The 25,915-nt window shown below is 32.5% G+C and carries 25 protein-coding genes; 6 read left to right on the forward strand and 19 right to left on the reverse strand.

The window, feature by feature from the left end; genetic code table 11:
- Positions 1-287: 287 nt before the first annotated feature.
- The 8 genes from AC3VI6_RS10410 to tpx all read right to left on the reverse strand — a co-directional run bounded on the left by AC3VI6_RS10410 (position 288) and on the right by tpx (position 8,331).
- On the reverse strand, positions 288-917 hold the full coding sequence (locus AC3VI6_RS10410; protein ID WP_497706114.1) for a DUF4339 domain-containing protein: 630 nt from the start codon (positions 915-917) through the stop codon (positions 288-290).
- 5 nt (positions 918-922) lie between these two features.
- Positions 923-1,411, reverse strand: coding sequence for a GNAT family N-acetyltransferase (locus tag AC3VI6_RS10415; RefSeq protein WP_497706115.1), 489 nt, complete (start codon positions 1,409-1,411; stop codon positions 923-925).
- Between the two features lie 167 nt (positions 1,412-1,578).
- A complete protein-coding gene (gene ribB, locus AC3VI6_RS10420; RefSeq protein ID WP_497706116.1) occupies positions 1,579-2,721 on the reverse strand; it encodes a 3,4-dihydroxy-2-butanone-4-phosphate synthase in 1,143 nt (380 codons plus the stop codon).
- Positions 2,721-4,172: an LptF/LptG family permease gene (locus tag AC3VI6_RS10425; RefSeq protein WP_497706117.1), complete on the reverse strand. Its 1,452-nt coding sequence runs from the start codon at positions 4,170-4,172 to the stop codon at positions 2,721-2,723. The genes ribB and AC3VI6_RS10425 overlap by 1 nt, the downstream gene beginning before the upstream one ends.
- A 94-nt stretch (positions 4,173-4,266) precedes the next feature.
- Positions 4,267-4,920 (reverse strand): outer membrane lipoprotein periplasmic chaperone LolA1, encoded by a 654-nt coding sequence (gene lolA1, locus AC3VI6_RS10430; RefSeq protein WP_274635259.1) that lies wholly within the window; start codon positions 4,918-4,920, stop codon positions 4,267-4,269.
- A gap of 39 nt (positions 4,921-4,959) precedes the next feature.
- On the reverse strand, positions 4,960-7,419 hold the full coding sequence (locus tag AC3VI6_RS10435) for a DNA translocase FtsK (protein WP_497706118.1): 2,460 nt from the start codon (positions 7,417-7,419) through the stop codon (positions 4,960-4,962).
- Positions 7,420-7,446: 27 nt separating this feature from the next.
- Complete coding sequence (locus AC3VI6_RS10440) at positions 7,447-7,827, reverse strand: diacylglycerol kinase family protein (protein WP_497706119.1); 381 nt, start codon at positions 7,825-7,827, stop codon at positions 7,447-7,449.
- Between the two features lie 6 nt (positions 7,828-7,833).
- The gene (gene tpx, locus AC3VI6_RS10445) at positions 7,834-8,331 is read right to left on the reverse strand and encodes a thiol peroxidase (RefSeq protein WP_435254560.1); all 498 of its coding nucleotides are present in this window, start codon (positions 8,329-8,331) and stop codon (positions 7,834-7,836) included.
- 114 nt (positions 8,332-8,445) lie between these two features.
- Here tpx and AC3VI6_RS10450 point away from each other — a divergent pair, with 114 nt between their 5' ends.
- On the forward strand, positions 8,446-9,834 hold the full coding sequence (locus AC3VI6_RS10450; RefSeq protein WP_497706120.1) for an MATE family efflux transporter: 1,389 nt from the start codon (positions 8,446-8,448) through the stop codon (positions 9,832-9,834).
- On the forward strand, positions 9,821-10,045 hold the full coding sequence (locus AC3VI6_RS10455) for a DUF8828 family protein (protein WP_028892684.1): 225 nt from the start codon (positions 9,821-9,823) through the stop codon (positions 10,043-10,045). Before AC3VI6_RS10450 ends, AC3VI6_RS10455 begins: the two co-directional genes overlap by 14 nt.
- A gap of 60 nt (positions 10,046-10,105) precedes the next feature.
- Here AC3VI6_RS10455 and AC3VI6_RS10460 read toward each other — a convergent pair whose 3' ends face one another.
- From AC3VI6_RS10460 to AC3VI6_RS10480, 5 genes are all read right to left on the reverse strand, one after another.
- Positions 10,106-11,122, reverse strand: coding sequence for a TQO small subunit DoxD (locus AC3VI6_RS10460; protein WP_497706121.1), 1,017 nt, complete (start codon positions 11,120-11,122; stop codon positions 10,106-10,108).
- A 121-nt stretch (positions 11,123-11,243) separates the two neighbouring features.
- Entirely contained in the window at positions 11,244-11,627 is a 384-nt protein-coding gene (locus AC3VI6_RS10465) for a hypothetical protein (protein ID WP_497706122.1), read from the reverse strand.
- A 55-nt stretch (positions 11,628-11,682) separates the two neighbouring features.
- Positions 11,683-12,252, reverse strand: a complete 570-nt coding sequence (locus tag AC3VI6_RS10470) for a hypothetical protein (RefSeq protein WP_497706123.1) — start codon at positions 12,250-12,252, stop codon at positions 11,683-11,685.
- Positions 12,253-12,517: 265 nt separating this feature from the next.
- Positions 12,518-13,087: a GNAT family N-acetyltransferase gene (locus tag AC3VI6_RS10475; protein ID WP_497706124.1), complete on the reverse strand. Its 570-nt coding sequence runs from the start codon at positions 13,085-13,087 to the stop codon at positions 12,518-12,520.
- Positions 13,088-13,127: 40 nt separating this feature from the next.
- A complete protein-coding gene (locus AC3VI6_RS10480) occupies positions 13,128-15,335 on the reverse strand; it encodes an endonuclease MutS2 (RefSeq protein ID WP_497706125.1) in 2,208 nt (735 codons plus the stop codon).
- Positions 15,336-15,372: 37 nt separating this feature from the next.
- On the opposite strand from AC3VI6_RS10480, the gene AC3VI6_RS10485 reads away from it, so the two are divergent.
- On the forward strand, positions 15,373-16,038 hold the full coding sequence (locus tag AC3VI6_RS10485) for a uracil-DNA glycosylase (RefSeq protein ID WP_497706126.1): 666 nt from the start codon (positions 15,373-15,375) through the stop codon (positions 16,036-16,038).
- On the opposite strand, the gene AC3VI6_RS10490 is transcribed toward AC3VI6_RS10485, so the two are convergent.
- From AC3VI6_RS10490 to AC3VI6_RS10515, 6 genes are all read right to left on the reverse strand, one after another.
- A complete protein-coding gene (locus AC3VI6_RS10490) occupies positions 16,025-17,041 on the reverse strand; it encodes a glycosyltransferase family protein (RefSeq protein ID WP_497706127.1) in 1,017 nt (338 codons plus the stop codon). The genes AC3VI6_RS10485 and AC3VI6_RS10490 overlap by 14 nt on opposite strands.
- Before the next feature lie 93 nt (positions 17,042-17,134).
- Positions 17,135-18,007, reverse strand: coding sequence for a UDP-2,3-diacylglucosamine diphosphatase (locus AC3VI6_RS10495; protein ID WP_497706128.1), 873 nt, complete (start codon positions 18,005-18,007; stop codon positions 17,135-17,137).
- 285 nt (positions 18,008-18,292) lie between these two features.
- Positions 18,293-21,643, reverse strand: a complete 3,351-nt coding sequence (secA, locus tag AC3VI6_RS10500; protein ID WP_497706129.1) for a preprotein translocase subunit SecA — start codon at positions 21,641-21,643, stop codon at positions 18,293-18,295.
- Between the two features lie 126 nt (positions 21,644-21,769).
- Positions 21,770-21,991, reverse strand: a complete 222-nt coding sequence (locus tag AC3VI6_RS10505) for a DUF2795 domain-containing protein (protein WP_274635479.1) — start codon at positions 21,989-21,991, stop codon at positions 21,770-21,772.
- Between the two features lie 99 nt (positions 21,992-22,090).
- Positions 22,091-22,663: a cob(I)yrinic acid a,c-diamide adenosyltransferase gene (locus tag AC3VI6_RS10510; protein WP_497706130.1), complete on the reverse strand. Its 573-nt coding sequence runs from the start codon at positions 22,661-22,663 to the stop codon at positions 22,091-22,093.
- 16 nt (positions 22,664-22,679) lie between these two features.
- On the reverse strand, positions 22,680-23,084 hold the full coding sequence (locus AC3VI6_RS10515) for an acyl-CoA thioesterase (protein WP_435254572.1): 405 nt from the start codon (positions 23,082-23,084) through the stop codon (positions 22,680-22,682).
- A 174-nt stretch (positions 23,085-23,258) separates the two neighbouring features.
- On the opposite strand from AC3VI6_RS10515, the gene dnaA reads away from it, so the two are divergent.
- The 3 genes from dnaA to AC3VI6_RS10530 are packed head-to-tail and all read left to right on the forward strand — an operon-like array spanning position 23,259 to position 25,885.
- The gene (gene dnaA, locus AC3VI6_RS10520; RefSeq protein ID WP_274634360.1) at positions 23,259-24,683 is read left to right on the forward strand and encodes a chromosomal replication initiator protein DnaA; all 1,425 of its coding nucleotides are present in this window, start codon (positions 23,259-23,261) and stop codon (positions 24,681-24,683) included.
- 40 nt (positions 24,684-24,723) lie between these two features.
- On the forward strand, positions 24,724-25,191 hold the full coding sequence (locus tag AC3VI6_RS10525) for a low molecular weight protein-tyrosine-phosphatase (protein ID WP_497706131.1): 468 nt from the start codon (positions 24,724-24,726) through the stop codon (positions 25,189-25,191).
- On the forward strand, positions 25,181-25,885 hold the full coding sequence (locus tag AC3VI6_RS10530) for an SAM-dependent methyltransferase (RefSeq protein ID WP_497706132.1): 705 nt from the start codon (positions 25,181-25,183) through the stop codon (positions 25,883-25,885). Before AC3VI6_RS10525 ends, AC3VI6_RS10530 begins: the two co-directional genes overlap by 11 nt.
- Positions 25,886-25,915 lie beyond the last annotated feature (30 nt).

Raw genomic sequence — 25,915 nt, forward strand, 5'->3', positions numbered from 1 at the left:
TTTTTAATACTACCGATTGTACTGACGGTTTGTCTTTTTATTTTACGGTGGAGTAGGAGAGATAAAAGTTATACAATACCAATTGGCGTAATTATTTACATCTGTACTTTTTATGGAGTTTTTTTTGAGTATTTACTACCTAAGTTTCATTCAAGATACACTGCTGATTTTATAGATGTATTTCTGTATCTTTTAGGTGGCGCAGTTTTTTATTTTCTTCAGAAAAAGGAATAAATATTTTGAAAAACTGGACTAGTGCTTTTCATAGGAGCCATTGTTGTAGCTAGTTATTCTTCCTCTTCATATACTGATCGACTCGCGAAATAAATTAGAATTATCACCAGATAACTAATACCAAAAGCATATAAACTATTAGTGAAAGACATTTCAAAAATGTTTTCTTTCCTCTTTTTGATGTTGTACTTTAAGCATTCAAAGTTGCCATCAAAATCGCATTCTATGCTAGGTCTTAAAGGTGGAGAATAATCATCTATGGGAAGATTATAAGATACTCTTTCTCCTAATGTTACTTTGCTGTAGTCATAATTATCAAATTTATTGACATCATATATTAAGAAAGCGGATAGTAGAAAAAAAACAATTGTAATTATTAAGCTTATAAATGATAATTTGAATAAAGATTCAAATATTTTGGAATAATCGATTTTTTTCTTTTTTCTATTTTTCACCTCTTTGGCTATTACTACTTGTATTGGTTCTTTAGATACCTTTTTTGGGACTGGTGGAGGAGTTTTTTGAAAAAAGGATTTGAATTCATTAAGGTTCTGAATTTCGAACCAATCCTCATAATTTTCATTCCAAATCAAGGTATCACGTTGAACATTTTTGTTCTTTATTTCTTCAATTGTGAAGGAACCTTGTTGTTCTTCATTAAGAACAATGTAGAATTTTTGCATATTAATTACTGTTTTATTTTTAAAAACAAACCTAGAGAATTCTGATTGATTGTGCTCGGCCATAATTTGCCGTACTGTTCAAAACCATTTTTGAATAATATTCTTACCATAGCGGGATTTTCTTCAACCTCTGTTGTAGCCATTAGGTTGATATTGTTAGATTCTTTTAATAACAATCGTACTATTTCACTGGAGATACCTTTTCCAGCATAGGATGGAGTAGTATAAAAATATCCTAGTTCCCATTCTATTTTTTTTGAAAACTCAGGTAAATTAGCTTTTTGAGGTGAAAATACACTTTCACTTTTAGGTTTTATTCCTCCAATAGCAATCGGTTGATTATCATGATGCGCAATGCATATTAATTTACATCGTTCAGCTTTTTTAGATAATTTTCCTTTTACTTTCCCTTGGGCGCTCAATTTTTCTTCAAAAATAATTTTATGGGATTCGAGTAAATCTTCTTGTTTAATTATATTATAAGTAAAGTTCATTGTTCTAATAATTGGCTACAACTCGTTATATGTCAAACTTTAGTTCTCTTATCCCGACAATAGCATGGGATATAATGAAGTTTAGCAATTTTATTGTTTTCTCAAATATATACAAAAAATCCCGAGTTAATTAACTCAGGATTTTTTTGATTTTATGTTGTTTGCGATTAGTAGCTTACGTAATCAACAATTTCTAATCCGTAACCAATCATACCTACACGTTTGGTTTGTTTAGTGTTAGAAACTAAACGTAGTTTATGTATGTGTAAATCGTGTAAAATTTGAGCACCAATACCAAAATCTTTGTTATCCATTACCACATTCGGAGCTTTCATTTCTCCTTTCGCTTGGTTTTCTTTCAACACACGAAGTCTGTTTAATAAGTTTAACGCTTGCATTTGTTGGTTAATGAATAAGATAGCACCTCTACCTTCATCATTAATAACTTTAAACATTTGGTCTAACTTTTTATCAGCATTATTGGTAAGTGTTCCTAAAATATCGTTGTTAACTAAAGTAGAATTTACACGAGTTAAAATAGGTTCGTTTTTACTCCAAGTACCTTTGGTTAACGCAATATGAACTTGGTTGTTAGTTGTTTGTTGGTAAGCACGTAAACGGAAGTCACCAAAACGAGTTTGAATATTAAAATCTTCTTTCTTTTCAATTAAAGAATCATGTTCCATTCTATAAGCCACTAAATCTTCAATAGAAACAATTTTCAAATCGAATTTTTTAGCAACTTCTAATAGTTGAGGTAAGCGTGCCATGGTACCGTCTTCATTCATAATTTCAACGATAACTCCAGCAGGTTGTAAACCAGCCAAACGAGCAAAATCGATAGCAGCTTCGGTATGTCCTGTTCTACGTAAAACACCACCATTTTTAGCTTTTAACGGGAAAATATGCCCAGGTCTAGCTAAATCGAAAGGTTTTGTCTCAGGATTTATTAAGGCTTCGATAGTTTTAGCTCTATCAGAAGCAGAGATACCAGTTGTAACTCCATTTCCGCGTAAATCTACAGAAACGGTAAAAGCAGTTTCCATAGGGTCGGTATTGTTGCTAACCATCATACCTAATTCTAATTCTTTACAGCGAGTTTCGGTAAGTGGCGTACAAATAAGTCCACGACCATGGGTTGCCATAAAGTTGATCATTTCTGGAGTAATTTTTTCAGCAGCGGCTAAAAAGTCACCTTCATTTTCACGATCTTCATCATCAACAACGATAATAACTTTACCGTTTTTGATGTCTTCTATAGCTTCTTCAATTGTATTTAATTGAATATTTGTTGATGCTTGTGTTGTCATTATTTTGTTGTTTTCTCTTTTTTAGAGAATATGTTTTTAAAAGAGTTTCGTATTGGAGCCAAAAAGCTGTTAATATCGAACAATCCTTTGTCTTTAGTTGCTCTAAGTGTTAAAGTTACCGCCAAAGGTAGCATTAAAAATACACTTAGCCAAGAACCGACAATCGCTGTTAGCGAGCTTTCTTCTGCTAAATTTCTACCAAAGGTATTCGAGAAAAAGTACAGTACATAAATAGCAATGGCTAAAATCATAGGTAGCCCCATACCACCTTTTCTAATGATAGATCCTAGTGGAGCTCCGATAAAGAAAAGTAGTAAACACGAAAGAGAAAAAGCAACCCTATTGTAAAATTCAATATCGTATAGGTTTAAATATTTACGTCTGTTTTTTAAGGTTTCTTTGTAATCTTTATTGTTGTTTATTGTACGTTCTAACTTTGAAGTTGCTGTGATAAGCACATTTTGCTTTTCTCTTAAATCAAAATTATCAAGAATATCTGACGATAGTTTTTTTTTCATTAACGAATCAGGATATTGATGTAAATCTTCTACATCAACGCCTAAAAATAGGTTTTTAGCTCTACTGGCAACATAGTCATGGTAATTTTGTTTCATCGTTGGCAACGTGTCTTTTAACTGAGCCAAACTTAACATGTTATACTGCGTTTTGTACTTTTCTTCTTCAAGATCGTCATCACTAAAAGAAGAAATATCGATATTGATGGTATATTCATCAAAATCGGCATAAGATGCAGGCATTTTTTCTCGTTCTTTAAAAGAAGCTCCGTTTTTTATATGGTGTTCAAAAAAATGACCATCATATAAAACCAGCGTCATATAACGACTTCCTTCTTCCGAAAGAATTTCACCTTTTTTTGCTGTAATAATTTTATTATTTCCTCTTTTAGAAGATAAATCGTAAATCATTACCTCTTTTAACAGGTTGTCTTCTTCTCCGTATTTTTCTTTAAACTTTATTTGAAAGTTAGGAAGTTCTGTGTTAAAACCTCCTGCAACTAGTGCAATGGCAGGTTGCTTTTTCTTGATATTTACCTTCATGTTTAGCTGTTTTAGCATGGCATAAGGGTATACGTAATTAAGAAATAAGAAGTTAATTCCGCTTAAAAAAATGGCAAGAAAAACAACTGGACGCACCATTCGCTGTAAAGAAACACCAGCAGATTTTGCCGCAGCAAATTCATAGTTTTCTGATAAACTACCTAGTGTCATAATAGAAGAAAGTAACACTCCAATAGGTAGGGCTTGTGGGGTAACAATTAGCGTGGTATACCAAAGAAATTTTAAAATGATATCAACGCTAAGACCTTTTCCTGCAAAGTTGTCAAAAACTAACCACAACGCTTGCATTACCAGTACAAATAAGATGATAAAGAAGGTTGCTAAAAAAGGTATTAAAAATCTTTTTAAGATATATCTGTCTAATGTTTTCACAGATGCAAAGGTAGTAGGTTAGTGGCATATAAACACAAAAGTTTTGTTAATGATTTTATGAGTAAATCGGTAACAAAACTTTTGTATATTTTTTTTAGTCGATATAGTAGCCTTGTTTAGCGTACTTAGTTCTATCGAAAGAGAAAAGTTTTTCTGAAATTGGTTGGTTGCTCTTAAATTTGGTAATTGTAAACGTAGTTTCAGCACCGTTAGCACCTATTTGAGTAAGTTTGTAAATGTGCTTTGTTTTTGCGTCAATTCCTAACTCTACTTTTACGATATCAGAATTGCTGTCAATAGGAGTTAAGTTGATGTATTGAACATTTCTTCCATTACTATTTTTTAAAGCGCCCATAGTGTAGTTATATCCTTCTTTGTAAAAAGTCAATAATTTAGAAGGATAGATGAATCCGTCTTCTTCTTCAATATTACCATTAGTAATTGTAACTTCTTTTTCATCTTGATTGATAACCACTAACTTTTTTCCGTCAAAAATAAACGTGTTTCCTAAGTAATCTAAGTTGTATTTTTCGCCAGATAGGGTTATTTCTCCTCTAATTGGCGGGTCGTTGGTAATACCTGCAGCTTTGTTTACTAATGATGAGTTAAAGCCTATCACCATGTTTTTATAAGCTCCCATTTTAGAAGATACTTCATCAAGCAGTTTTTTTGCTTCTGAAGATTTTGATTGTCCCATAGCACTAACGCTAATACATAATCCAATAAATAATAATCCTATTTTTTTCATCGTCTTTCTAATTTCCACTTTCGGAATAGTTTATAATTATTAATTCTTTTCGTTTTCTAATAATTGCTCTAAGGCAATTAAATCTGGTACAAGTACTTGTCGTGCTTTACTACCTTCAAAAGGACCCACAATACCTGCGGCTTCTAATTGATCAATCAATCTACCAGCGCGGTTGTATCCTAACTTTAATTTACGTTGCAATAAGGATGCCGAACCTTGTTGCGCAGTTACAATTATTTCAGCAGCGTCGTTAAATAATTTGTCTCTGTCTGAAATATCAATATCAAGATTTGTGCCACCTTCTTCACCTACATATTCAGGTAATAAATACGCTTCAGGATAAGCACGCTGAGAACCAATGAAATCGGTTATTTTTTCTACTTCAGGAGTGTCAACAAAAGCACATTGAATACGAGTGATGTCATTTCCTGCGGAATATAATAAATCTCCACGACCAATTAATTGATCAGCCCCAGGAGCATCTAAAATTGTTCTGGAATCAATTTTTGAAGTTACTCTAAAGGCAATTCTTGAAGGGAAATTCGCTTTGATAATACCTGTAATTACATTTACCGACGGACGCTGAGTAGCTACAATTAAGTGAATACCAATCGCACGGGCTAATTGTGCTAAACGAGCAATAGGAGTTTCTACTTCTTTACCCGCAGTCATAATTAAATCAGCAAATTCATCGATTACTAACACGATATAAGGTAAAAATCGATGTCCGTTTTCAGGATTCAATTTACGAGCCTTGAATTTTGCATTGTATTCTTTGATGTTACGAACCATTGCTTCTTTTAACAAGTCGTAACGGTTATCCATTTCAATACATAACGAATTTAAAGTGTTAACAACCTTTGTAGTGTCAGTAATAATAGCATCAGATTCATCAGGTAACTTTGCTAAATAATGACGCTCTATTTTGTTGAATAATGTTAATTCTACTTTTTTAGGATCGACCAATACAAATTTTACTTCCGCAGGATGTTTTTTGTATAAAAGGGAAGTTAAAATAGCGTTCAATCCAACCGATTTACCTTGTCCCGTAGCACCTGCCATTAGTAAGTGAGGCATTTTAGCTAAATCGACAATAAAGGTTTCGTTAGAAATCGTTTTTCCTAAAGCAATAGGAAGTTGCATAGGTGATTCTTGGAATTTCTTAGAGGCAATTACCGAATGCATAGAAACGATGGTTGCCTTTTTATTAGGAACTTCAATACCAATAGTTCCTTTTCCTGGAATTGGTGCAACGATACGAATTCCTAAAGCAGAAAGCGATAGGGCGATATCGTCCTCTAAATTCTTAATTTTTGAAATACGTACACCTGCTTCTGGTACGATTTCGTATAAAGTAATTGTTGGCCCAACCGTAGCTTTAATTTGAGCAATACCAATTTTGTAGTTTTTTAGGGTTTCTACAATTTGGTTTTTATTGGCTTCTAATTCGGTAGGATCAACAGAAATACTTTCGTTATATTCTTTAAGTAAGTTGAAGGTTGGAAACTTGAAGTTTCCTAGTTCTAGCGTAGGATCAAATTCACCAAAATCTTTTATTAATTGATCCGATAAATTTTCAGTAACACTTTTTTCTTCTGCAATTTTTTCAATAGCAACTTCAACTTCGTTTTTACTGTCTTCTGCAATATTAAGACTAGGGTCTTTGGTTTGGTGAACGTTTAAAGGAGTATCTTCTGTTTCCTTTGTGTTATTTACATCAGAATAGTTAGAAATAGTAGGTTGTAAGTTCTCTACTGATAATTCAAAGTCTGATTTATTGGCTGTTTTAGGTTTTTCAACTTCAGAAGTAGTCTCTTCAATAATTGTTGAATCCTCTATAATTGTAGTATCATCTTGAGTTACGGTAGCTCTTTCGTTAAAAATAGCTTTACTTTTCTCTTTTTGGCTTTTTACTTTTTCGCTAATTGCTTCAGGTGTAATGCTAAAACGAATGATTAAATAAGCTACTAAAAAGAATAATAATAAAATGGTTAAACCAGTTTTACCTAAAAATGTTTGTAAGTATTCATTCAATTCAAAACCGATAACTCCAGATAATAAGGCATTTTCTTTTTCTACAAATCCTAGTGAAGTAGAAATCCAAAGCATGATTAAAACTCCCCAGTTCCAAGAGGTAATAATACGTTTTAAATTAGATTGAAGTAAAATACGAGCACCAGTTAAAAATAAGGTTATAGGAATTAGAAAAGCTCCTAAACCAAAACCTTTATACACAAAAAAGTTACTCAATTTAGCACCTATTTTACCTAACAGATTTTTTGTTTGAACAGTTCTGTCAGCAAACTGGGTTAAAGTACTTTGATCTTCTTGCCACGAAAAGAAAAAAGAAATAAAAGCAACAGTTAAAAAGATAGAAAACAGTAATAGAAAAAAACCAAGAATTGTTTGGTTTTGTCTATTTGAAAAAAAGGTACCTATTCTTTTAAAAATAGATTTTCTAGGTTGTTTTTTTTGAACAGTTGTCTTTTTTTTTGCCATGTATTTTTGTTAGAAATAAATTGAACGCTACAATATAGCTATTATTTTAGGAAGGTAAATTATACCCGCGATAATTAATGAAGTTATAGCAGCAAAGGTAGGAGCACCAGCAGCTATGTCTTTTATAAAGCCTATTTTTTCATGATAATCGGGGTGTATAAAATCAGCGACCTCTTCAATAGCAGTGTTTAAAGCTTCTGCAACCAAAACGAGTCCAATAACCAAGCATTGAATCATCCATTCTGTTGCAGAAATATGAAAATAAAAACCCAAGAGAGTAGCAATCACAGCAAATGTAAGCTGTGTTTTAATACTATCTTCTGTGGTAATTAATAACCACATTCCTTTTACAGCAAATTTAATACTACGCAGGCGTCCTTTTAAAAAGCCGTCATTGGGGTTTTTCATAGTAAATTACAATGCTTTTAAAGCGGCTTCGTAATTAGGCTCGTCAACAGTTTCGTTTACTTGTTCTGTATAGGTTACATTACCATTTTCATCAATAATAACAATGCTACGAGAATGCAAACCAGCTAAAGGACCTGTAGTAATTTCTAAACCATAATCTTTACCAAATTGACCATCGGCAAAATCAGATAACATAATTACGTTTTCAATGCCTTCAGCACCACAAAAACGACCTTGAGCAAAAGGTAAATCTCTAGAAATACATAAAACTTTGGTGTTTTCTAAGTTAGCAGCCTTTTTATTAAACTCTCTTACAGATGTTGCACAAGTACCTGTGTCGACGCTAGGGAAAATATTTAAAATTAATTTAGAACCATTAAAGTCACCTAAGTTCTTAACAGATAAATCAGTTGCAACTAATGAAAAATCAGTAGCTTTAGTTCCGTTTTTAGGTAGGTTTCCTATTGTTTCAATTGGATTTCCTTTTAGTGTTATTGAAGCCATTTTATTTGAGTTTTAATGAAAATCAAAGGTAGTTAAATAAATTAAAAAATGAAGAAGATAAAGTTAGAGCGCTTTTAAAAAACTTATCTTCGCAGCTTGAAAAAAGGATAGAAATTGAATTTACAACAATATACTTCGGAGTTTAAATATAACTTGAAACTTGCAGCACCTGTAATGCTAGGAATGCTAGGGCATACATTTGTAAGTTTTATAGATAATATTATGGTGGGGCAACTAGGAACAGCTGAATTAGCAGCGGTTTCATTAGGGAACAGTTTTATGTTTATTGCCATGTCGTTAGGTATTGGGTTTTCTACCGCTATAACACCTTTAATTGCTGAAGCTGATTCGTCAAACAATTTTGATCAGGCAAAATCGGCTTTTAAGCATGGACTTTTTCTGTGTACTATGATGGGAATTATGCTGTTTTTAGCAGTATTCTTTTCAAAACCTTTAATGTATTTAATGAAACAACCAATAGAGGTGGTTGAGTTGGCGATACCATATTTAGATTTGGTGGCTTTTTCATTAATACCCATGATTGTTTTTCAGGCATTTAAACAATTCAGTGATGGAATGTCGATGACGCGTTATCCGATGTATGCGACATTAATAGCCAACGTGTTAAATGTATTGTTGAACTATTTATTAATCTACGGAAAGTTTGGTTTCCCAGAATTAGGAATTGTAGGTGCTGCTTATGGAACCTTATTATCAAGATTTGTAATGGTAACCTATTTATGGTGGTTGTTAAGTAAAAAGGAACGTTCAAAACGTTTGGTAACGAATATTAAGTTTTTTGTATTGGATACGTTAATGCTTCGAAAAATCATCAACTTAGGTACACCTAGTGCTATGCAAATGTTTTTTGAAGTAGCTATTTTTACTGCTGCTGTTTGGTTAAGTGGGTTGTTAGGAAAGAATCCGCAAGCAGCGAATCAAATTGCATTGAACTTATCTTCAATGACCTTTATGGTAGCAACAGGATTAAGTGTAGCCTCAATGATTCGAGTAGGAAATCAGAAAGGATTACAAGATTATAAAGAGTTGAGAAGAATAGCGTTTTCTATATTTTTCTTAGGAACGATTTTAGCAGTTATTTTTGCAACCTTCTTCTTTGTTTTTCACAAGTCATTACCAAATTTATACATGGATTTAAGCGATGCTGAAAATTATGTAGATAATATGGAGGTGATGAATATTGCAGCTAATTTATTAATTGCGGCAGCTATTTTTCAAATTAGCGATAGTATACAAGTAATGGTGTTAGGAGCTTTACGTGGTTTACAAGACGTTAAAATGCCAACATTAATTACATTTATATCGTATTGGGTAGTTGGTTTTCCAATCAGCTTTTATTTTGGCTCAAAAGAAATGTATGGTAGTTTCGGAATTTGGCTTGGACTATTGGCAGGATTAACAACCGCTTCAATTTTACTTTTTATACGATTTAATAAATTAACTTTACAATTGATTAAAACCAAACATAATGAACTTACCTAAATTTTTATTAGCAGATAATAGCAATCATCCAGAAGATATTTTTGTGTTACATACTGAGTATCCACGTTTTTTAATCAATTTAAAAGATGATGAAATAGAGTGGTTTGAAGACTTGTCTGATGAAAACGAACAAGATTTAGCCAATGAACTTGAAGGACTTATTGAAGCAGCAGGTTTATTTTATGATGCAGAAATGGAAGGATTAGAATAAACTTTATTAAGAATAATAGAAAACGCCATAGTGATTAACCAAACATTATGGCGTTTTTGTTTATTTAGTTATTTCATGTGTCCAAAAAGCACCGCTAATATCTGTTATTTTTACGGTATATGTTCCGTTCGAAAGCTGTGAAAAAACTTGATTACTAAAAGTCATTTTTGCTTTGGCTCCTAAAGGAACTACCAAGCTATGTTTGCCTGGTTTTATTTTAGCAACATAATAGTTTGATATGTTTTGATCAGCTAACGAAGCTAACTCTTTTTGAGAATACTGAATAATAGTGTTATTGTTTTGATCTAATACTTCAATAGCGATAATCCACGACCCGTATACATCAACACCTTCTGTTCTAAAAACGTCAAAAGAAAGCGTATCGTTGTTAATTTTACCTTCTGTTATTTCTAATTTAGGTTTAACCGATTTGTTATGCAGTGTTCCCCAAACTCCACCATGAAATACTTGATTGGTAAATAACGTCATTCCTAAAATGGCTAAGGAACCTATTAAAACAAACCTAGGAAAAATATTGTTTTTAATTGGTAAAATTCCTGACCCTAACCATGCAAACCATTTTTTATTAGTGAAGGAAAAATTGTTCTTCATAAAGTAATTATCTAACGAGTATTTACCACTTCCTGTTAAAAAGAGTACATATCCTGTTGCGATTCCAAGTACACCAATTTGCCATTCGTCAAGGCAGGTTGTTCCAATCCAACCAGAACCCAAAAGAATTCCCATAGCAAGACCGAATACACCAATACTCATTATTCGGGTAAATAAACCAAAGATGATGAAGAGTCCTACAATTCCTTCAATAATGGTAAATATTACCATATTTAACCAGAGTATATCTGGATTTTCAACTAAGTATTGAATAATAGGTTTAATTCCTAATGCATTTGGAAGAAAATGGTTGAATTTTTCTCCGATATATCCTGCTACTTCAGGGTCGAGTTTGTTAGCTAAAATTGTTCTTCTCCAAAAAGCAGAGAAGTAAGTCCATCCAATAACCAATCGTATTGCCAGAACTAAAAGTCCTGAGTCGTTTTTTATATTGTTGTTAATCATAATATTTTATTTTGATATGAAGACCGATGCTATTTTAAAGTTTTAAGCACAGCCGATGAACTACATAAGTTAGTATTATGTAGATTGTATTTTATTTGTGAATGTTAATAGGAAGGAAGGCTTAAAGGTAAACCTTGAAATTTTTGAATAAAATATAAAGAGGGATAGAAGATGTTATAAATCCCTTTTCTTGATAATAAGTAGTAATTTTATTAGGAAAGCTTTCAAAAAAGTAAAGAGAGAAGTTAAAAGCTCTAGTTGGAAAAAATGGTGAAATTTTGGTAGAAGCAGCTACTTGTATTAGAGAAGCATCTGTAATTTCAATATCATAACAAGTTATATAGCTATGAGTTGTTTGGCTTTTGTTTGAAACCTCTGTTTGCGGAACGTTAAGTTCTGCTTGTACAAAGTTTCTAACTTTACAAGGAGAAAATAGCAATAAAAAAATCAACCCTATTATAGGAAATAGAGTTGATTTTCGGGTTATTTTATTAAGCTTTCTCACATGGTAAACTTATAAAATAAACTAAGTAGTAATTGTTATAATTTTCTTAATTAAATTATAGTTTTTTATTGGCTTTCATGAGTTCTAGCTCATGCTCAAAATTAACTTTCTTTTTTACGGTGTAAGGCATTTTTTCAATAGCAATAGCTTTAAGAGCAATTGCCTTTTTTGTTTTTCCTGCTTTATACAACATATCTGCTTTTAAGTTATCTACTGAATATTTTTCAGGAATTAATTTATAGCAGTATTTAACCCATTTCTCTAAATTTCTTTTTTCTTTTCTCGTTTGTGCTAAGTCAAAGTAATAATGAGCTGTTTCAATAATAGGTTTTACAATATTGTTAGCATCTCTACCTTCTTTATATTTTTGTAGCATGAGATCAGTAAACGAATCTTTTCCAAACTCTTTGTTTTTAGAATACAACTGATAATACTTGCTATCTTCTTCTTTAATTTCTTTAAGAGTTTTTTGGTTCATTAAACTATCAATGTATTGTTCAGCTAAACGTTTAAAAGCTTCGTAGTTTTTAGAATAACGATAATAATCCATAGTGTAGACAGTTAAATTATCATCCGATTTTGAGCGATAATCACCAGTCTTATAGCGCTCAATTACTATTTTCATAAGTTCAGCATCTTGACTTTTTCGAGCGTGTCCTACCGATCTTGAAAAGGTTGCGCTTTTAAATCGATTTAACGATTTTTTTGTCTGTCAGTAGCAAGAGTTAAAAAGTGCTCATAATTATAGTTAAAAATTTCTTCAGCTTTTGACCCTACATATATTTCTTGTTTGCTTAACAAGAAATCTTTATAAATGAATAGTTGATTCGGATTCATATATAAGACGAAAAAATCTTAGAACAGGGTGACACGTAGTGTGAAATAATATTTTAAGAAATAAGAGTAGGCTTTATTTGTAAGTGCTCCATTCCTTTTCCTGTAAGTGTCTTTTCACCAGTAATTTCAAACCCTAGTTTTAAATACAATCTTTTTGCATTCGGATTATCTTTATCAACTAATAAACCTAAGGTTTCTTTTCTTTTAGAAACGTATTCATCAATTAAAAAGTGCAACATTTTAGATCCAAGACCTTTACCTTGATAATTAGGGTTTACACCGATACAGTCAATGTAAAACTCACCTTTTTCAGTTTCGTCTTCACATTGAAACTCTCGATTGAACATGGTTTTTACCAAAGAAGCTACGGGAGTTCTTAGTTTTTCTAAATCAGCTCCGTTATAAACGTTTGCTACAGCGATAGCATTGCCATTATCGTCAATCACCCAACAGTTTTCGTAAGAATATTGATTTTCTTTTTGAAGAATTAACTTTTCTAAAAAAGAAAGTGCTTTTTCTTTGGAATTTTCTCCTATGAATTCATACACGATATCCTCCATTGCTAACATCATATAAGTAGCAATTTCTTTGGTGTCTTGTGGAGTAGCTTTTCTAATAATCATGTTAGTTTTTCATGTTGTTATAAGAAAGATAAAATTAAAACTACTTTTTAGCTCTTTCTACCAATTCTAATTGTTCTATTTTGGCTTCGGTTGTAAATAAACCGTAATTGATAAAGGCTTTTTTCTTTTCTATTTTGTCAATGGTACCTACAGCATTTCCATCTACTAAACGAACCCTGTCATTAACTTTAAAAACATAAGCAGCTTTTTCTTGGGCGATTTTTTCAGCTTCTTTTTTCTTCTCTTCTCGAACTTTTACTACTTTTTGAAGCACTTCTTTCTCTACTTTTTTAATAGCTTCTTTTTGTTTTTGTGCTGCTACTTTTTCTTCCTGCTTTTCTACTTTCGTTTTCTTTTTAGGAGGATTCTTCTTTAAGTGTTTTGTTTTTTCAGTAGTAACCCATTTAAAAAAGTTAGTAGATAATTCCTTTTTATTGTTAGTTTGAAAATACTTATTTAATAACTCGTTAATCTTTCTTCCTAGAGTAAGCATACGTTGGTTATTGTCGTATAGTTCTTGGAAACCTTCTAGTTTTTCGCGAATTCTTAATTCTTTTTCTTGTAAGTTTTCAATATGCTCTTGTCCTTTAGATTTTTGTTTGTTTAAGCTTTCAGAAGTTTTTTGTAAGCGATTTCGCTCCTTTTGAAGTTTGGAAATCGTCTTATCTAAACGAACTTTTTCGGTTTCAACACGCCTTTTTGCGCGATTGATCAAGCTATATGGAATTCCGTTTTTCTGCGCTACCTCAAAGGTAAAAGAGCTCCCTGCTTGCCCAATATATAGTTTATACAAAGGTTCTAAAGTACGTTCGTCAAACTGCATATTGGCATTGGTAACATTATCCAATTCATCTGCTAATACTTTTAAGTTTGCATAGTGCGTGGTTATAATTCCGAAGGCTTTCTTCTCATAGAATTCCTCCAGGAAAATCTCAGCCAAAGCCCCTCCTAACTCAGGATCAGAACCTGTACCAAATTCATCAATTAAAAACAAGGTGTTGTCATTACACTTCCTTAAAAAGTAGCGCATGTTTTTCAATCGATAGCTATAGGTACTCAATTGATTTTCGATAGATTGATTATCACCAATGTCAGTCAAGATAGTATTGAAAAGTGTAGTTTCACTACGTTCATGTACAGGGATTAATAATCCGCTTTGTAGCATGACTTGTAATAAGCCAATCGTTTTTAATGTGATACTTTTTCCTCCCGCATTAGGTCCTGAAATAACAATTATTTGTTGCTCTTCACTTAACTGAATAGTCTGTGGGATAGTTTCAATATTTTTAGCGTTATTTTTTTGCCATAAAATAGGGTGAAACGCATTTTTTAAAAAAACCTTTTTTTCCTTCGTAATTTTAGGAAGTAGTCCGTTGATGCTTTTAGCATATTTTGCTTTGGCACCCACCATATCTAAATGTGTTAAAAAAGTAATATATTCAGTTAGTAATGGAGTAAAAGGTCTTATTTCAGTAGCTAAAGCTCGTAATATACGTACAACTTCTTGTTTTTCCTCATACAGCAAGTTTTGCAACTCTCTACTATAAGCCAATGTAGCTTGCGGAGCGATGTATACAATGTTCCCTGATTTTGATGATCCTAATAAACTTCCTTTAACCTTACGTCTGTGCATCGCTAAAACTGCTAAGACACGCTGATTATCAATTACCGTTTCTTTAATATCATCTAAATATCCACTCGACATGTTTTTACTTAACGCACGAGAAAAACTTTCAGAAATTTTACCTCGTACAGAGCCAATTTCTTTTCGTATCTGTTTTAAGGCTGCGGATGCATTGTCAGCAACCTCACCGTATGGAGTAATTATTTTCTTTATACTATCTACAATTATTGTTGTAAACTCAACTTCATCACTTAAGGAAAATAATGTAGGGTAGTAGGTTTGAAACTTTTTTAAAAATTTCTTTTGCTCATTCACAGTTTCTGAAACAGCTGAAACTTTTAAGAAAGCGTCTGTTTCTAAAAAACTGTTTTCTATAGTAAGTCGCTTAATTTCTTCAGAAATGTCTTCAAAATAATGATTCGGAATTCGGTTTTCATTTTCAAAAGAAGACAGATATTCATTCACCATATTCAACTCAAAAAATAACTTTTTTTTGTTTGAAATAGGTTGAACTAGCATTGTTTTCTCTTTTCCTAAATTAGAGATACAGTGCGTTGCAACTTGTTCTAAAACCGTTGTAAATTCTAAATCTTGAAGTGTTTTTTCTGTAATGTTTTTAGTCAAAATAGTATATTTGAAACCACGACAAAAATAACAAACAATGCAAGTAAAAATTAATGATAGCTGGAAAAATATTTTACAATCTGAATTTGAAAAACCCTATTTTGAAAATCTTACCAGTTTTGTTAAAAATGAATACTCAAAGCATACGTGTTATCCAAAAGGGTCAGATATTTTCGTAGCGTTTGATTTTTGTTCGTTAGATGATTTAAAAGTAGTGATTTTGGGTCAAGATCCATACCACGGGGTAGGGCAGGCTAATGGATTGTGTTTTTCGGTACATGACGGTGTTGCACATCCTCCATCATTGATTAATATTTTTAAAGAAATAGAAAAAGATGTAAACATTCCATACCCTAAAAGTGGCGATTTGTCTCGTTGGGCAAAACAGGGAGTGTTGTTGTTAAATGCTACTTTAACGGTTAGAGCGGGTGAAGCGGGAAGCCATCAAAAACAAGGTTGGGAACAATTTACTGATGCTGTAATTGAGAAAATATCTGAAGAAAAAGAGGATGTCGTGTTTTTACTTTGGGGTGGTTTTGCTAAGAAAAAAGCAAAGCTTATTGATAAAAAGAAGCATCATATTTTAACCTCAGGTCATCCATCACCGTTAAGTGCCAATCGTGGGTATTGGTTTGGCAACAAACATTTTTCTAAAACCAACGATTTTTTACAAAGCATTGGTTCACCAACTATTCAATGGTAATTTCTGGTAAAATGGTTTTGTTGTAATAGGGTAAAATAATTGCATCTAACATATCTTCGGTAACATCAGGGTAGTGGACTTCAACAATTTTATTTGAGTTAATCCACTTTTCAATTTTTGGTAATTGTTTTTTACTTAGTTTTTTTACGACTGTAACTCCCATTTCTTTTAAAGTAACAGCGTTGCATTGTTGTTCGTACTGATTTTTCATTGGAATAACCAATAGTTTTTTACGTAAGTATAAAGCCTCTGCAGGTGTTGCAAAACCTGCACCACAAATTATTCCTTTAGCAGAAGCCATACTACGAATAAAAGCATCGTCGTTTATTGGTAGGATGGTAATATTATGAAAGAATTGATGCTCTTTTGTTTTTTTAGAAAACACCTGCCATTTTATGTCTTTTATGCTTGAAAGTACTTTGATTATTTTTTCATCACTATAAGAAGGTAAATACACTGTGTAATGTCCTTTGTTTGTAATATTTCTATAGCGAATTTCCTTACGGATAATAGGTAAGAAGGTTGAAGAGGAATGAGTTTTAAAGTGAAATCCGAATTTATTTTTAGCTGGAGCGTAATATTTGATTATTAATCGCTCTAGTCTAAATTTTTGATAGGCTGAATTTTTTTCGTTTAACAATGCATTTTGATTGCTTAAAGAAATAATAGGTACATTTCTAAATAAGCAAGCCCAGGCTGAAATAGGTTCAAAATCATTGATTACTAAATCGTATTCTCTTACAGGAAGTGTTTTAATTTCTTGGTATATTTTTTTAAGGTTTAAGTCTTTCAAAGTGCTAATCAGGTCAATTCCTCCCTTTTTACCAAAAACGAATCCTAAACCATGTAATTTATATTTTATATCAAAAGGAAGTCCTATTTCGTATTGTGATCCACTTACAAGTATATCTACCTCACCACGTCTTTGTAAATGAGGGATAATTTCTAAAGCTCTACTTGCATGTCCGTTTCCTGTTCCTTGAAAAGCGTATAGTATTTTCATTTGCTTGTTTTTTAATTGTTTGTTTTTAGAAATTTAACAAGACCAATAGATGTTGACCGTTTTCTAACTAAATGCCCATTATGGGCTTCATAATTATTGAGTTTTAATATTAAACTCTTTAAGTAACTCTGTAAAAAGTTCGCTACTATTTTGACCTGAGCTTACAAACTCTAGATCTTTTACAGTATAATTCAAATGGATATTTTTAGCTATTTCGTCTTTTTCGTATTCGTACAAAGACCAATTGTTGTTTTTGTATTCTAAAGCAGTTAAGTTTTCTATCCAATCGCCAGAATTTAGGTAAGTGGTAGTTCCTTTATCAGTTTCAATAATTCTTATTTCTGGATGATGAATATGACCGCATACTACATAATCATAACCTTCATCTATAGCGATATCTGCTGCAGTAGTTTCAAAATCATTAATAAATTTTATAGCGCTTTTTATGCTGTTTTTTATCTTTTTAGAGAAGGACAATCTTCCATACCCTATTTTATGACTAATCCAATTAACAATGGTGTTGATAAGAATTAAAAAGTCATAGCCCATTCCGCCTAGTTTGGCAAGCCATTTCGAATGTTGCATGGTAACATCAAAAACATCTCCGTGAAAAAACCATCCTTTTTTACCATCGATATCTAATACAACTTTATTTACAATTTCAAAGCTTCCTAAACGGAATCCTCTAAATTTACGTAGTATTTCATCATGATTTCCAGTAATGTAGTATACCTTTGTTCCAGAGGTGATAAAATTCATCAATTGTTTGATGACTTTCATGTGTGGTTTAGGAAAGTAACGCTTGTTAAACTGCCAAATATCTATAATATCTCCGTTTAGAATTAGAATTTTCGGATTGATAGTTTTTAGATAATTGTGAAGTTCTGTAGCTCTACAACCAAAGGTTCCTAAATGGACATCTGATATTACAGCAATATCTAATTTACGTTTTTTGTGTTTTTTCATTCTGAGTATACTTCGATGTTTCTCAAAGTTATCTCTCGAATGTTTTTAAAAGATGAAGTAATTATAAATTCTTGGTAATGAAACCTTTATTAAAAAGTATTGAAAAGGTTATGTGAAGGTTTCGTGGGTTAGAAAATAGAGAAGAGACTATAAAAAAACTCCAATTTGATTTTATCAAATTGGAGTTTTTAATTGTTATATGTTGTTTACTGTATAAGATGTTAGAAATTTTAATTCACTAATCTAATAATCCGACGATTTAACAGTCCAACACTCTAAAAAAGATTATTTATTGTGTAATACCCAAGTTCCTTGTTCTAATAATGGAATAGCTTGCTTGAACTTAACATCTTTTTCTTCACCAGTCATTACATTTTTGATGGTTACTTTTTCGTTACGACCAATTTTAGGCTGTTCACGTACAACTGTTTCAACTATTTGTTGTTCTTGTGTTTGTTGATTACGTGCGCTATTAATAGCTTGCTGAGTAGAGTTTTGAACCTCGTCTTTACGTAGATCTAATTGCTCACGTTGTTGTTCACGAGCCTCAGATACTTGTGAAGCTTCTTGACTAGGTAATTTTCCTTTAAATAAGAATGATAACACCTCTTTGTTAATCTTATCAATTGTTTCTTGGAATAACTCGAAAGCTTCAAACTTATAAACTAATAACGGATCTTTTTGTTCGTACGTAGCATTTTGAACGGTTTGTTTTAACTCGTCCATTTTACGTAAGTGATCCTTCCAGTTTTCATCAATAATTGCTAAGGTGATGTTTTTCTCAAAATCGTTTACTAATGATTTACCTTCAGTTTCGTAAGCTTCTTTTAAGTTAGTAACTACTTGTAACGTTTTAGTTCCGTCAGTAAAAGGAACTACGATACGCTCGTAACGATCACCTTCGTTTTCAAAAACATTTTTAATTACTGGGAATGCATTTTCAGCATTTCTTTCCGCATCGTTTTTGTAGTGTTCCGTTACTATTTTGTATAGCTTGTCAATTAAATCTTGCTCTGATGTTTTATTGAATTCTTCTTCAGAAAAAGGAGAAGTCATTGCAGAGAAACGAATTAATTCGAATTCAAAGTTTTGGAAGTCTTTAGCACCCTTATTTTGTCTTACAATTGAATCACAGGTATCGTAAATCATGTTTGCAATATCAATCTGTAAACGCTTTCCGTCTAAAGCATGACGACGACGTTTGTATACAAACTCACGCTGTGCGTTCATAATATCATCATACTCTAATAAACGCTTACGAATACCAAAGTTGTTTTCTTCTACTTTTTTCTGAGCTCTTTCAATAGATTTAGAAATCATAGAATGCTGAATTACTTCACCTTCTTTTAACCCCATTCTATCCATCATCTTCGCAATTCTTTCAGAACCAAATAAACGCATTAAGTTATCGTCTAAAGCTACATAGAATTGAGAAGAACCTACATCTCCTTGACGTCCTGCACGACCACGTAACTGACGGTCTACACGACGAGAATCATGGCGTTCTGTACCAATAATAGCTAAACCACCTGCTGCTTTAACTTCGTCAGATAATTTAATATCGGTACCACGACCAGCCATGTTTGTTGCAATGGTTACCACTCCTGGTTTACCAGCTTCAGCAACTACATCAGCTTCTCTTTTGTGTAATTTTGCATTTAATATATTGTGAGGAATTTTACGAATTTGTAACATTCTTCCTAATAATTCAGAGATTTCAACCGAAGTAGTACCTACTAATACAGGTCTTCCTTCTCCAACTAATTTTACAATGTCTTCAATTACTGCGTTGTATTTTTCACGCGTAGTTTTATAAACTAAATCTTGTTTATCGTCTCTTTGAATTGGTTTATTTGTAGGAATTTCAACAACATCTAGTTTATAAATTTCCCAGAATTCACCTGCTTCTGTAATCGCCGTACCTGTCATACCAGATAACTTACGGTACATTCTAAAGTAGTTTTGTAAAGTAACGGTAGCAAACGTTTGCGTAGCGTCTTCAATTTTTACATTCTCTTTAGCTTCAATGGCTTGGTGTAACCCATCAGAGTAACGACGACCGTCCATAATACGACCTGTTTGCTCATCTACAATCATTACCTTATTGTCCATAACCACATACTCTACATCTTTTTCAAAAACCGTGTAGGCTTTTAAAAGTTGGTTCATGGTATGAATACGCTCACTCTTTATGCTAAACTCGCGGTATAGTTCTTCTTTTTGATCAGCTTTCTCTTCTGGAGTAGCATCGCTTTTATCTATTTGACCAACTTTTACACTGATGTCTGGTAAAACGAAGAACGTTTCGTTTTTCGTAATTTCAGAAAGGTGAGCGATACCTTTATCAGTTAAATCAATTTGGTTGTTTTTTTCTTCAATAGTAAACCATAATTCAGCATCAACTTCAGGCATTAGCTTATTGTTGTCTTGCATGTAAAAGTTTTCAGTTTTTTGAAGAATTTGTTTAACTCCTTCTTGAGATAAAAACTTAATTAAGGCTTTGTTTTTAGGAAGACCTCTGTAAACTCTTAATAATAAGAAACCACCTTCTTTAGTGTCTCCTTCTTTAATTAAACGTTTAGCTTCAGCTAAAACACCTACTAAGTATTTATTTTGAAGCGAAACTAAATCGGCTACTAAAGGTTTTAATTCGTTAAACTCATGGTGGTCACCTTGTGGTACTGGTCCAGAAATAATTAATGGCGTACGAGCATCATCAATTAAAACAGAATCCACCTCGTCAATTATAGCATAGTTAGGTGCACGTTGTACTAAATCTTTTTTAGAGTTAGCCATGTTATCACGTAAGTAGTCGAATCCAAATTCATTATTGGTTCCGTAAGTAATATCAGCGTTGTAAGCTGCTCTACGTGCTTCTGAATTTGGTTGATGGAAATCAATACAGTCAGTACTTAATCCGTGAAATTCAAAAATAGGAGCCATCCACGCACGGTCACGTTTTGCTAAGTAGTCGTTTACTGTAACAACGTGAACTCCATTACCAGTTAAGGCATTTAAGTATACAGGAAGTGTAGAAACTAAGGTTTTACCTTCACCAGTCATCATTTCGGCAATTTTACCTTGGTGCAATACAGATCCACCAATTAACTGCACGTCGTAATGAACCATATCCCAAGTAACATCTTTACCAGCAGCATCCCATGAGTTCGCCCAATAAGCTTTGTCATCTTCAAGAGTAATATGCTCTCTAGTGGCTGATAATTCTCTATCGAAAGGAGTGGCGGTTACTTCTAATTCAGTATTGTTAGTAAAACGTTTAGCAGTTTCTTTTACAGTAGCGAAAGCTTCAGGCATGATGTCTAATAAAACAGCTTCTGATGCTTCGTAAGCTTCATCTTTTAATTTGTCAATTTCAGTATAAATTTCTTCTTGACGATCGATATCTGCACTTTTAGCTTCTTCTTCAAGCTCAGTTATTCTATCGGTAAAAGATTGCGTAGCTTCTTTAATTTTAGCTTTAAATTCGATGGTTTTAGCCCGTAATTCATCATTAGATAAATTGCTTAATGAATTTTCAAAAGATCGTACTTTTTCAACGATCGGTTGTAGTGATTTTAGGTCTTTTTCTTGTTTGTCTCCAACAAATAGTTTTATAATCGAATTTAAAACGCTCATTTGTAAAATATTGTTTTTTAGTTGGTTAAATTGTTTTAACTAACGTTTTTTTGTTTTTATTTTAAGTGCTTAAAAGTAAGCAAAAAAAAAGCCTCTGTAAAAGAGACTTTTTGTTATTTATTTTTTCTAGTATTCATCTTCGTTCCAAAGATAATCTTCTTCTGTAGGGTAATCTGGCCAGATTTCAACAATAGAATCGTACGCATCACCTTCATCTTCGATATCTTGTAAGTTTTCAACCACTTCTAGGGGTGCTCCAGTACGAATTGCGTAATCGATTAATTCGTCTTTAGTTGCAGGCCAAGGTGCATCTGCTAAATAAGATGCTAATTCAAGTGTCCAATACATTTCTTTATCGGTTTAATAAGATTTTCCGCAAAAATAATTTTTTTTTGTAAAAAGTCAAGTTTTTTTTAAAAAATGTGAATCAATAAAAAAAGAACTTCGTTAAAGCTTTTCAGGAATCCATTTAATTTCCTCAGCTTGTAAGTCTTGGGTCAACTTTCGTGCCAACACAAAAAGGTAGTCAGAAAGTCGGTTTAAATACTTCAAAATGGTGTCGCTAATCGTTTCTTCTTCGTTTAAAGCAACAGTTAATCGTTCCGAACGACGGCATACACAGCGGGCTATGTGACAAAATGACACGGTTTGATGTCCGCCTGGTAAAATAAAATGCGTCATTTGCGGTAAGTCGTTATTCATCAAATCAATTTCATCTTCTAAAAATTGAATAGAGCTCTCGTTAATTTTAGGAATGTTTAAACGCTCCTTACCACTTTTTAAAACTTCTTTTTCTGGTGGAGTGGCCAACATGGCTCCAAGAGTGAACAAATCGCTTTGAATCTTTGCTAGGGCTTTTTTTAAAGAGCCGTCTATTTCTTGGTCTCTGATTAAACCAATGTAAGAGTTCAATTCGTCAACAGTTCCGTAGCTTTCTATTCGTAAATGGTATTTTGGTACTCGAGTGCCGCCAAATAGAGCAGTAGTTCCTTTATCGCCAGTTTTCGTATATATTTTCATTAATTTTTTTGTTTAGTTATTTTGAAGCAGCTAATTTATCTAAAATATAATCAGGACAACGCATAGGTTTTTTGGTTTCAATGTTAATAAAAGCCAAAACGGTGTTGCCTGTACAAATTAGTTCGTTGTTTTGATTGGTGATTTCATAATCAAATTCAATTTTAACTGAAGGTGTTTTTTTTAGAATAGTGCTAACCGTTAATTCATCGTCGTATAAAGCTGATTTTTTAAAATTACAAGATAAAGAAACTACCGGTAGCATGGTACCTGTTTTTTCCATATCTTTGTATGTAACGCCCAAAGAACGTAGCCATTCGGTGCGACCAATCTCAAAAAATTGCGCGTAGTTTCCGTGGTAAACTACTCCCATTTGATCAGTTTCAGCATACCGAACACGTATAGATGTAAGATGTTTTTGCAAAAGAATTTTTTATTTAATGTGCTTTAACATTACGCAAAAAAAAAATAAAAGTCAATGGCGATTTGATTTTTTTATACTAAAATTTATTCACACTTTTGTTCGCCCAGACGTTGGTGTTTGGTGTCCCCTAAATCTGAATAAAAATTAACAACTAAAATTGATTTTTTACCGAATATGACTAAAACAGCCGATTCAGTTTGGATGGAATGCTTGTCTTTTATAAAAGACAATATTAAACCTCAGGCATACAAAACTTGGTTCGAGCCAATTAAGCCTATTAAATTAGCGGGGGAAGCTTTAACTGTACAAGTGCCTAGTAAGTTTTTTTACGAATGGTTAGAAGAGCATTATATTAAATTGCTAAGAGTTGCTTTAGTTCGTCAGTTAGGAAGTGATGCAAAATTAATCTATGATGTACGTATGGAAAATACGTATAGTAGTAATAGTCCGCAAACGGTAAAAATACCAAGTTCCAACCGTAATCCTTTAAAACCTCAAAAGGTAACAGTTCCGTTAGAGTCGAAACGAGAGTTGAAGAATCCTTTTATTATTCCAGGTTTACAAAAGGTAAAGATTGAATCTCAGTTAAATCCGAACTACAATTTTGTGAATTTTGTAGAAGGAGATTCAAACCGATTAGCACGTTCTGCAGGTATGGCAGTTGCGAATAAACCAGGAGGTACCTCATTTAATCCATTATTAATTTATGGTGGGGTTGGTTTAGGAAAAACGCATTTAGCACATGCTATTGGTGTTGAAATAAAAGATAAATATCCAGATAAGACCGTTTTATATATTTCTTCGGAAAAATTTACACAACAATTTATCGATTCGGTAAAGTCAAATACAAGAAATGATTTTATTCATTTCTATCAAATGATTGATGTGTTGATTATTGATGATGTTCAGTTCTTATCAGGAAAAGCAGGAACACAAGACGTGTTCTTCCATATATTTAATCATTTACATCAAAATGGAAAGCAGGTGATTTTAACTTCGGATAAAGCACCTGTTGATATGCAAGATATTGAGCAACGATTATTGTCTCGTTTTAAATGGGGATTGTCAGCTGAATTGCAAGTGCCAGATTATGAAACAAGAATTTCTATCTTACAAAACAAATTGTATAGAGATGGTGTTGAAATGCCAGAAGAAATTGTAGAGTATATTGCTAAAAATATAAAATCGAATGTTCGTGAGTTAGAAGGAGTAATTATTTCGATGATTGCACAAGCTTCTTTCAATAGAAAAGAGTTTACAATTGAGTTGGCAAAACAAATTGTAGATAAGTTTGTAAAGAACACGAAAAAAGAGTTGTCGGTTGATTATATTCAAAAAGTGGTATCGAAGTATTTTGATATGGATGTAGCAACTTTACAATCAAAAACACGTAAACGTCATATTGTACAAGCACGTCAATTGGCTATGTATTTTGCTAAACGTATGACAAAATCGTCATTAGCAAGTATTGGAAGCCAAATTGGTAAAAGAGACCACGCTACTGTATTGCATGCTTGTAAAACTGTAGATAATTTAACGGAGACTGATAAGCAGTTTAAAAAGTACGTTGAAGATTTAACGAAGAAATTAACGCTTTAAAAAATAGCCTCACTAAGTGAGGTTTTTTTATTTTATAGAGATGAAAAAAATATTAATGGTTTGTTTGGGGAATATTTGTCGATCTCCTCTTGCTGAGGGGATTTTAAAATCTAAATTATCATCTGAAAGTTTTATAGTTGATTCTGCAGGAACTGCTGGCTATCACGTAGGCGAATTACCAGATAAACGTTCTGTTCAAGTAGCAAAAAAATACGGGATAGATATTACAAATCAACGTTCAAGAAAGTTTGAAAAAGCTGATTTTGATAAGTTTGACATGATTTTTGCTATGGATAAAAGTAATTACGATGATATTGTAGCAATGTCTGAAAACAGTATGCAACGAGAAAAAGTAAAAATGATTTTGAACGAATTGTATCCTAATGAAGATATGAGTGTTCCTGATCCGTATTATGGAGGAGATCAAGGTTTTGAAAATGTGTATAAAATGTTAGATGAAGTGTGTACAATTATCGCTTCAAAATTAGAGATAAATAATGAAAGGTAAATTATACTTGATTCCTACGACTTTAGGAGATACTGAACCTTTAGAGGTAATGCCTTTGTCGGTTAAAAAAGTGGTAGAGCAGTTAGATTATTTTATTGTTGAAAATGAGAAGTCGGCTAGAAGGTTTATAAAAAGAATTACACCTACTAAATCTCAACCTTCTTTACAATTGATGTTGTTAGATAAGTATTCAGATGATTTAGAAACTAAGAATTACCTAGATATTTGCGAAACCGGAGTGTCTGTAGGTTTACTTTCAGAAGCAGGAGTGCCTGCGGTGGCTGATCCAGGAGCAAGTATTGTCAAGTTAGCACATCAAAAAGGAATTCAAGTAGTGCCATTGGTCGGTTCATCATCAATTTTGTTGGCAATTATGGCATCGGGAATGAATGGGCAGAGTTTTGCTTTTAACGGATATTTACCAATTGATAAAGCGGAAAGAAAAAAAGCAATCAAAGACTTAGAGAAGCTATCAAAAGAAAAAAATCAATCACAATTATTCATTGAAACTCCTTATAGAAATGAGAAAATGTTAGACGATTTGCGAGCTACTTTATCTCCTGAAACAAGGGTTTGTGTTGCATGTGATATTACACTTCCAACAGAGTATATTAAAACACTAACAATAAAAGAGTGGAAAAGCGTTAAACCAGATTTACACAAGCGTCCCGCTATTTTCATCATTCATAAATAACAAAAAAAGCTCACTGAAAAGTGAGCTTTT

The organism is Tenacibaculum sp. TB-56, assembly GCF_059716275.2.